Here is an 8057-nt window from a genome sequence, read left to right on the forward strand (position 1 = left end):
TATCCTATATTGCCCAATATATAAAAGAATGGCGCACATTCTGTACGCCATTCTTTTTAGATCCTATATTTCCGGTCAGCCGATCTTATCTTCTAAGTACCCAAACGTCCTTACAATGGGGTTGTTGTCTGAAGTAATTGAGTTGGTTGTACGCTTCCGTTATATTTTCATAACTGGCAACAGCCACGCGGACACGTTGATTGCCGAAGTCTATAATTTCGAAATTGATACCGGCATCTTGCAGCATTTTCCCATATCGTTCTGCACGGACCTGGGTACTGAAACTACCAACGATCAACAAATACTTTCCCTGCCCGACATTACCCTGGATGCTTGTTCCTGCATGGCTTTTAGATGGCGTCGAAGAAACCTTTTCCGGTTGTGCCGCAGGCGTTGATGGTGCTGTGGAAGGAGTAGATGGGTCAGGATTCAATGCATTTTTCTTGTCTGTAGCATCATCCATACCCTGTTCTATTTCGGAGTTACCGGATGTTGTTTCGGGAGATTCAATTGCAGGAGGTAATTGTGCCGTCTTTGCCGTCTTATCCAAAGTAAATTTCGGATATAGGTAATAGAAGCCTACGCCAAGTCCTGCTGCTGCCAACAATACAAATATAATCCACACAGGAAAACTGTTGCCAGATGAAGCTGTGGTTTTCTTTTGTGTGACCGGGGGCTTGGTTTTTGGAGGGACTGTTTTTTGCTGGACGGGTTTGGCCGGCGGTTCCTGTCTTTCTATTGCAGGCCGGCGGCGTTCTGTATTTTCTCTTGTACGCATATTTCCCGTTGCAAAGATGCTCTCTCCGGAAGCCGCAGAGGCTGTAGGTTCTTCCTTTTTCACATCAGCATCGGGTGTTTTTGGTACTTCGGGTTCTTTAGTTTTAGGAACTTCTGCAACAGGAGGTATTTCTTTTTCTTTGGTCGGGGAGGGGGGAGCTTCTGTTTTCGGAGTCTCTCCCTGAATGTTCACTTGTTCCAAACCGTAGGTGTTGACATTACCTATGTTTAATCTGCTGTCGGGGATAAAAATGATATCCCCTTTGGCGTCTAGGGAAAGAATGCCAAAGTTGTCTACCGATATTGTTTTGGAAAAGATCAGTTGCTTGGTGATGTCCGCATAGAATTCTTTTATGGCATCTCTGGCCTGATCAGGAGTAATTTTCTCCAGGCCGGCGATATAAGTTGCCAGTTTTCCGTCATCGTCACTGTCGGAGTTATCAAATTCAAGTGTCCTCACCGGAGGAAGTACAACATCTCCTGCAATAACGGACGGTTTGTCTACTGCTGTAAAACGTCCCAGTTCCGGAACTACTACGGATGGATGTTCCATCAGATAACCACGAATATGTTTGCTTATGTCCACGATAGTATTGTTTTCAATGAAATATAGAATATAGATGTCTCTTCATATATACGCATATAGGTGGCAGAATGTTTCATCTACCGATCAAAAAATTAATCGTCGTACCGGCGTAATTCGAATTTTTCGCCCAGGTATAATTTTCTTACCTGCTTGTCTTCGGCCAATTCCTGTGCTGTCCCTGCCTTGAATATCTTCCCTTCAATAAGCAGGTATGCCCGGTCTGTAATGGAAAGTGTCTCGTGTACATTGTGGTCGGTAATTAATATACCGATGTTCTTTTTTTTCAGTTTGGATATGATGAACTGGATGTCCTCTACTGCAATGGGGTCAACACCGGCAAAAGGTTCGTCCAGAAGAATGAACTTAGGGTCAATGGCCAGTGCGCGTGCTATTTCAGTACGGCGGCGTTCACCTCCGGAAAGTTGTATTCCCAGGCTTTTCCGGATCTTGGTAAGACCAAATTCCTGCAACAAGGTTTCTACACGTTCTTTTTGTTCCGCTTTTGGAATATCGGTCATTTCCAATACGGCCCTGATATTGTCTTCTACGCTCAGCTTCCGGAAAACTGAAGCTTCCTGGGCGAGATAACCTATTCCTTTCTGTGCACGCCGGTAAACCGGTTCTTTGGTGATTTCAATATCGTCTACAAAGATCTTTCCTTCATTGGGTGTGATCAATCCGACAATCATATAGAAAGAAGTTGTCTTCCCGGCACCGTTAGGACCGAGCAATCCAACAATCTCACCTTGGGAGACCTCTACCGAAACTCCTTTTACAACTGTCCGACTTCGATATTTCTTTACTAGATTTTCTGTTCGTAATATCATCAGTTATCTTTTATTGATCATCGGTTATTTTCGAACTTCAAATATAACCGTAAGTATGATACAAATCTACTTTAATAGAAAACTTTTTAATGCATTAAAATCTGCCGGTATTTCCTCTGCTTGTTTTATCCCTTTTACAAAACGGGCTAAATTAGATGGTAACGTGATTTTTTCACCGGTCACCGGTTCAACTATTTCTGCAAATTTTGCCGGATGGGCGGTTTCAATAAAAAAGCCATTCCTTGCAGGGTGCCTATTCATATGATCTTTCAGAGCCTGATATCCGATGGCTCCATGCGGGTCGAGAAGATATCCGTATGAATGGTATACATCCCTGATGGTCGTCCGTATCTGGTCGTCGGTAGCAACAAACCCTTCTATATCTGCAACAATGGATTCATATGACTGATGATAGAGTTCGGTAATACGGGAAAAATTGCTTGGATTTCCTACATCCATGGCATTCGCAATAGTGGCTATAGAAGGACGGGGATTGAATTTCCCGTTTTTCAGGTACTGGGGAACAATATCATTGATATTGGTTGCCGCAATAAAGTGAGCAATGGGCAAACCCAAACGTTTGGCTATTAATCCGGAACATATATTTCCAAAGTTTCCGCTGGGTACAGCGCATGTGATGTTATCGATATCCGGCCCCATTTGTGCTACTCCCCAGAAATAATAAAATGACTGGGGTAACAATCGTGCCCAATTGATGGAATTGGCAGATGTCAGTGTCAGATGTTGGTTCAGGTCTTTATCGGCAAACGCCTGTTTCACCATTTGCTGGCAATCGTCAAAAGTACCGGACACCTCAATGGCTGTGATGTTTTCGCCCAAAGTGGTGAATTGCTTTTCTTGTATCGGACTTACCAGCCCTTTGGGATACAGGACAAAAACCCTTATGCCGGGGACTTTGTAAAAACCATTGGCAACAGCACTTCCGGTATCTCCAGATGTTGCTACCAGTACGTTCACGTCCTGTTTTTCCAGGCCGGTAAAATAGCCCAACAGGCGAGCCATAAACCTCGCTCCAACATCTTTAAAAGCCATTGTGGGACCATGAAACAGTTCAAGTGTATTCACCCTGTCGTGGATGTTGACCAACGGTATGGGAAAATCAAGCGTATCGTATACCATCTTTTTCAGGTCATTATCCGGAATGTCATCACTCAGGAAATGGGATGCAACATGGAATGCCATCTCGGGTAATTCCATATCATACATTTGCTTGAAGAAGGAATCCGGTAGGATGCCTATTTTTTCTGGCATATAAAGTCCCGAATCCGGAGCCAGGCCCTTTGTAACCACCTCCTTCAGGGAAGCTGGTGGTGAATTTTTATGAGTGCTGTAATATTTCATGTGGTATTTGGATTTGCTTTACCGGTCTATGACCAGAAGCTTTTAAACACGACTGCAAATTTATATAAATTTATCAGGATATCCGACATAATTCTAATATCTGTATTGACTGTCCGGAATATCCCGGAACCGGGTGGATAAGTACAGGAAAATATGGATGTAAACATAAGATTTGTTATCTTTGCCACCATAAGATCATAGAATCATGAAGCCTGAAAGCGATTTTCTGATCAGATATACATAATATTATAAGACACGATGTTATCAATCAAAAATTTACATAGTACCATTAACGGAAACCAGATATTGAAAGGCGTAAACCTTGAGGTGAACGCTGGTGAGATTCATGCCATCATGGGACCGAACGGGGCCGGAAAAAGTACGTTGGCCGCAGTGCTCACAGGACGTGAAGGTTATGAAGTAACGCAGGGAGAGGTATCGTTTGAGGGGGGGGATTTATTGGATCTGAGCCCTGAGGATCGTGCCCGGAAAGGAATATTCCTGAGTTTCCAGTATCCTGTGGAAATACCCGGCGTAAGTATGGCCAATTTTATGAAACTGGCATTAAATGAACAACGAAAATATAAAGGATTGCCTCCTTTATCTGCTTCTGAATTCCTAAAACGGATGCGTGAAAAGTCGGCGCTGGTCGGATTGGATTCCTCCCTGATCAGCCGTTCGGTAAATGAAGGTTTTTCCGGTGGAGAAAAAAAACGCAATGAGATCTTTCAGATGGCCATGCTTGAACCGACCCTGGCTATTCTTGACGAAACAGACAGCGGTCTGGATATCGATGCACTCAGGATTGTTTCCCAAGGTGTAAACGCTTTAAAACGGACGGATAATGCTACAATTGTGATCACTCATTATCAGCGGTTGCTGGATTACATAGTTCCTGACTTTGTTCATGTAATGGTGGACGGACGCATTGTTAAGACCGGAAATAAGGATCTGGCCCTTGAACTGGAATCAAAAGGCTATGAATGGCTGATGTCCTGATTATTTTATTTGTTGTCTCATGAACTCTTTTCAATTTTATATAGATCAGTATCGTTTCCGTAAATGGAAGGATATGCCTGACTTTGTCGTTGATATCAAAGATGAGGCCATGGAAAAATTGTCTGCAGCCTCCTTCCCAAAAGGAAAGGATGAACAATACTTGTATACCGACATCGCTTCTTTATTACAGGAAAACAGATGTTTGTACCAGCCTTCTGAAGAACAGCTCACATTCGATAAGATCAACCGGTTTTTAGACAGCGATCTTCCTGATCTCAATTCATATAGTTTGATATTTAACAATGGGTTTCATGTACATAAAGAATCGGTACATGTGTTACCGGGAGGGATTGTAGTCGGTAGTTTTTTAAGCACCGTCCGTCAATTCAGTGAAGAGTATGAGAAGTTTTTTACGGATTATTCTCTGCCGGACGATATATTGATCAACCTGAATGCTATGTTGAGCGGTGATGGTTTTTTTGTATTCGTTCCTGCCAACATGAAACCCGGTAAACCGATCCAGATCACCAACCTTTTTCATGGAAATGGAAATGTGTTGACACAGCCCAGGAATCTGATCATTATGGAACCGGGGAGTTCGGCGGACATATTGCTTTGCGATTATACACTCTCTGATGAGTCATTCATGTGTAATGATGTTACGGATGTAGTACTGGCTGAAGGAGCATCTTTGAACCTGACCCGTTTACAGAAAGTGAACGGTACTTCCCATTTATTCACCCATACCAATGTGCGGCAGAAAATGTCCAGCCACATGACCACACATTATATTTCTTTAAATGGAGCTACGATACGTAATGACTTGAAAGTAAATCTTACAGGGAAAGAAGCGGAACATTATGTAAAAGGGTTGGCTTTTACCCAACAAAGCGGACATATCGATAATGATGTACATATTGTGCATGCTTCTCCGGATTGTCGAAGTAACCAGTTATTCAAACATATTTTATCGGATATTTCCACAGGTGCTTTTACCGGTCGCATTGTTGTTGATGAAGGTGCACAAAAAACCTTGGCCTATCAACGGAGTAGTAATATCCTGTTGGACGCAAAGGCAAAAATGAACATAAGGCCGCAACTGGAGATCTACGCTGATGACGTGAAATGCAGCCATGGCGCTACGGTTGGACAGTTAGATAATGAGGCATTGTTTTATCTCCGGTCGCGTGGTATCGGTAAAAAAGAAGCACAGAAGATCTTGCTTCAGGCTTTTGCGGAAGAGACCCTTGAAGGGATTTCCAGTAAAGAGATCAAGAATGAAATGATACGTCTGGTTGAACAGAAAATGGTTGAAAACTTTCCTGTTTGAATTTGGATTAGTTTTTATAATTTTGGAACCGCATATGATTTCTTTTCATGACGTTTGAATAACCAAATATTATAATGTTTCCTTTATGAAGAAAATATCTTCTATTCTCTTTTTCACAGCATTGCTTGTTTCATTATTGGTGGTCGATTCCTGTGTACCGGGATCCAAGTTCACAGAGCAAAAGAAGAAAACTGCCCGTTATGAGATGGAAAATGATAGCCTGATCTCGGCCAATGAACAATTAACGGTAAGCAATACGGAATTACTTGCCAACATGAATATAGTCCGGAAAGATCTTCAACAGATGTCGGTCGACTCTGCCGAACGGGTAAAGGCCATTAATGAGTTAAAGAAAAATAACCGGCTGTTGGAGAATCGTTTACAGGAAATGACCGTTTCAATGGATGCCTTAAAAAAAGGTTCTGAAAGGGAAGCTTCAAAACTGATGTTACAAATACAAGGCATTCAGGATGATCTTCAAAAGCGGGAAGAGGAATTACAGAAACTTTCCGCAGAGATGGGTGAGAAGCAAAGGAACCTTATGGCGATGGAACTGGAATTGGATAAACGTATCCGGCGTACGGCAGAACTGGAACGACTGATATCCCGTCAGGATTCTGCGGTTAAAGCCCTTAAGAATAAAGTGTCGGCCGCTTTGGTCGGATTGGAAAATAATGGACTTACAGTCAGTATCAATCAGGGAAAAGTATATGTTTCACTGGACGAAAAATTGCTCTTCAAGTCCGGAAGTATCACGGTGGATCCGGCAGGAGTCAGTGCCTTGAAAAAACTGGCAAAAATACTGGAACAAAATCCTGATATCAGCATTACCATAGAAGGGCATACAGATAATGTTCCCCTTTCCGCGAATGCATCCATGCAGGATAACTGGGACCTGAGTGTAAAACGGGCTACTTCGATTGTTCGTATCCTTCTGGATGGTAGTAAAATAGCTCCCAGCCGGCTCACTGCTGCAGGAAGAGGGGAGTTTATTCCTGTAGACGCTGCCAATACGCCGGCGGCCAGGCAGAAAAACCGCCGTACGGAGATCATCCTGATGCCCAAGCTGGATGAATTGTATCAAATGTTGGAATAGAATACACTGTTTCGGATAGGATGAACCAGATGACCCTTCTGAGTTAAGGGGCTGAATATAGAATTGAAGGTGCCTAATGGCCATTAAAAATAAAACAAAGCGCCAGCGTTCTCATGGAGCGATCTCACGAGTAACATAGCGTAATAATTATACACGTATGAAAATTACCATTATCGGCTCAGGAAATATTGGTTCGGCATTAGTCTCCGGACTGTTGCGTAACGGAACCGTCCAGCCTAAAGATATTACCCTGACGGATGTGAATCAGGATGCCTTGGTATTGTATGCATCAAAAGGGATCATCACTTCACGGAATAATCCTGAGGCAGTGAAATCTGCGGATATGGTGATCCTTTGTGTAAAACCATTTATGGTACGTACGGTCATTGAGGAGATATCTTCTTCATTAACGGATAAAATGTTGCTGGTATCTTTTGCCGCAGGGATTAACCTGAACCAGTTGAGCCTGTTTGCGGGTAAACGACCTTTATACCGCGTTATCCCGAATACGGCTATGGCTGTGAATCAGTCCATGACCTGTATTGCTGGAGTTAACACTACGGAAGGACAAAACAAGATGATGCTTGATTTTTTCAATCTTGTCGGAATGTCAATGATGATAGATGAGTCTTTGATGAACGCAGCTACTGTTATTGCTTCCTGTGGTACCGCCTTCGCACTTCGTTATATGAGGGCTGCCACAACAGCTGCGGTGGAGATCGGATTTAAACCGTCGGTTGCAGTATCTATGATTGCCCAGACTATGCTGGGAGCTGCAGCGCTGATCCATCAATCAAAAAACCATCCCGAACAGGAAATAGATAAGGTTACTACTCCCAAAGGAATTACTATTAAGGGGTTGAATGAAATGGAACATGCAGGTTTTTCATCTGCAGTCATGCAGGGTATTCTTGCTGCATATGAAGTGTTTGATATCTGATCTGACTATATTCAAGTGTATACAACTTAAACTTTTCCGCCATGTTGACAAAATTATATCCGGAGAATCCTAATCCGAAACAGATCGAATCCATATCCGGGGTTCTAAAGAATGATGGTGTCATTATCTATCCTACCGAT

At 42.8% G+C, this 8057-nt stretch carries 7 protein-coding genes; 4 read left to right on the plus strand and 3 right to left on the minus strand.

Annotated elements, in window-relative coordinates:
* Positions 1 to 85 precede the first annotated feature (85 nt).
* The 3 genes from LBQ60_04575 to thrC all read right to left on the minus strand — a co-directional run bounded on the left by LBQ60_04575 (position 86) and on the right by thrC (position 3552).
* On the minus strand, positions 86 to 1363 hold the full coding sequence (locus LBQ60_04575) for an SPOR domain-containing protein (GenBank protein MDR2037178.1): 1278 nt from the start codon (positions 1361 to 1363) through the stop codon (positions 86 to 88).
* 92 nt (positions 1364 to 1455) lie between these two features.
* Entirely contained in the window at positions 1456 to 2190 is a 735-nt protein-coding gene (lptB, locus tag LBQ60_04580) for an LPS export ABC transporter ATP-binding protein (protein ID MDR2037179.1), read from the minus strand.
* A 66-nt stretch (positions 2191 to 2256) separates the two neighbouring features.
* Positions 2257 to 3552: a threonine synthase gene (gene thrC / locus LBQ60_04585; protein MDR2037180.1), complete on the minus strand. Its 1296-nt coding sequence runs from the start codon at positions 3550 to 3552 to the stop codon at positions 2257 to 2259.
* A gap of 258 nt (positions 3553 to 3810) precedes the next feature.
* Between thrC and sufC the strand changes: the two genes are divergently transcribed.
* From sufC to proC, 4 genes are all read left to right on the plus strand, one after another.
* Positions 3811 to 4551: a Fe-S cluster assembly ATPase SufC gene (sufC, locus tag LBQ60_04590; GenBank protein MDR2037181.1), complete on the plus strand. Its 741-nt coding sequence runs from the start codon at positions 3811 to 3813 to the stop codon at positions 4549 to 4551.
* A 19-nt stretch (positions 4552 to 4570) separates the two neighbouring features.
* Positions 4571 to 5881, plus strand: coding sequence for a Fe-S cluster assembly protein SufD (gene sufD / locus LBQ60_04595; GenBank protein ID MDR2037182.1), 1311 nt, complete (start codon positions 4571 to 4573; stop codon positions 5879 to 5881).
* A gap of 85 nt (positions 5882 to 5966) precedes the next feature.
* Positions 5967 to 6977: an OmpA family protein gene (locus LBQ60_04600; GenBank protein ID MDR2037183.1), complete on the plus strand. Its 1011-nt coding sequence runs from the start codon at positions 5967 to 5969 to the stop codon at positions 6975 to 6977.
* Positions 6978 to 7134: 157 nt separating this feature from the next.
* Complete coding sequence (gene proC / locus LBQ60_04605) at positions 7135 to 7917, plus strand: pyrroline-5-carboxylate reductase (protein MDR2037184.1); 783 nt, start codon at positions 7135 to 7137, stop codon at positions 7915 to 7917.
* The last annotated feature ends 140 nt before the right edge of the window (positions 7918 to 8057 follow it).

The organism is Bacteroidales bacterium, from assembly GCA_031275285.1.
In the GTDB taxonomy this organism is placed as follows: domain Bacteria; phylum Bacteroidota; class Bacteroidia; order Bacteroidales; family UBA4181; genus JAIRLS01.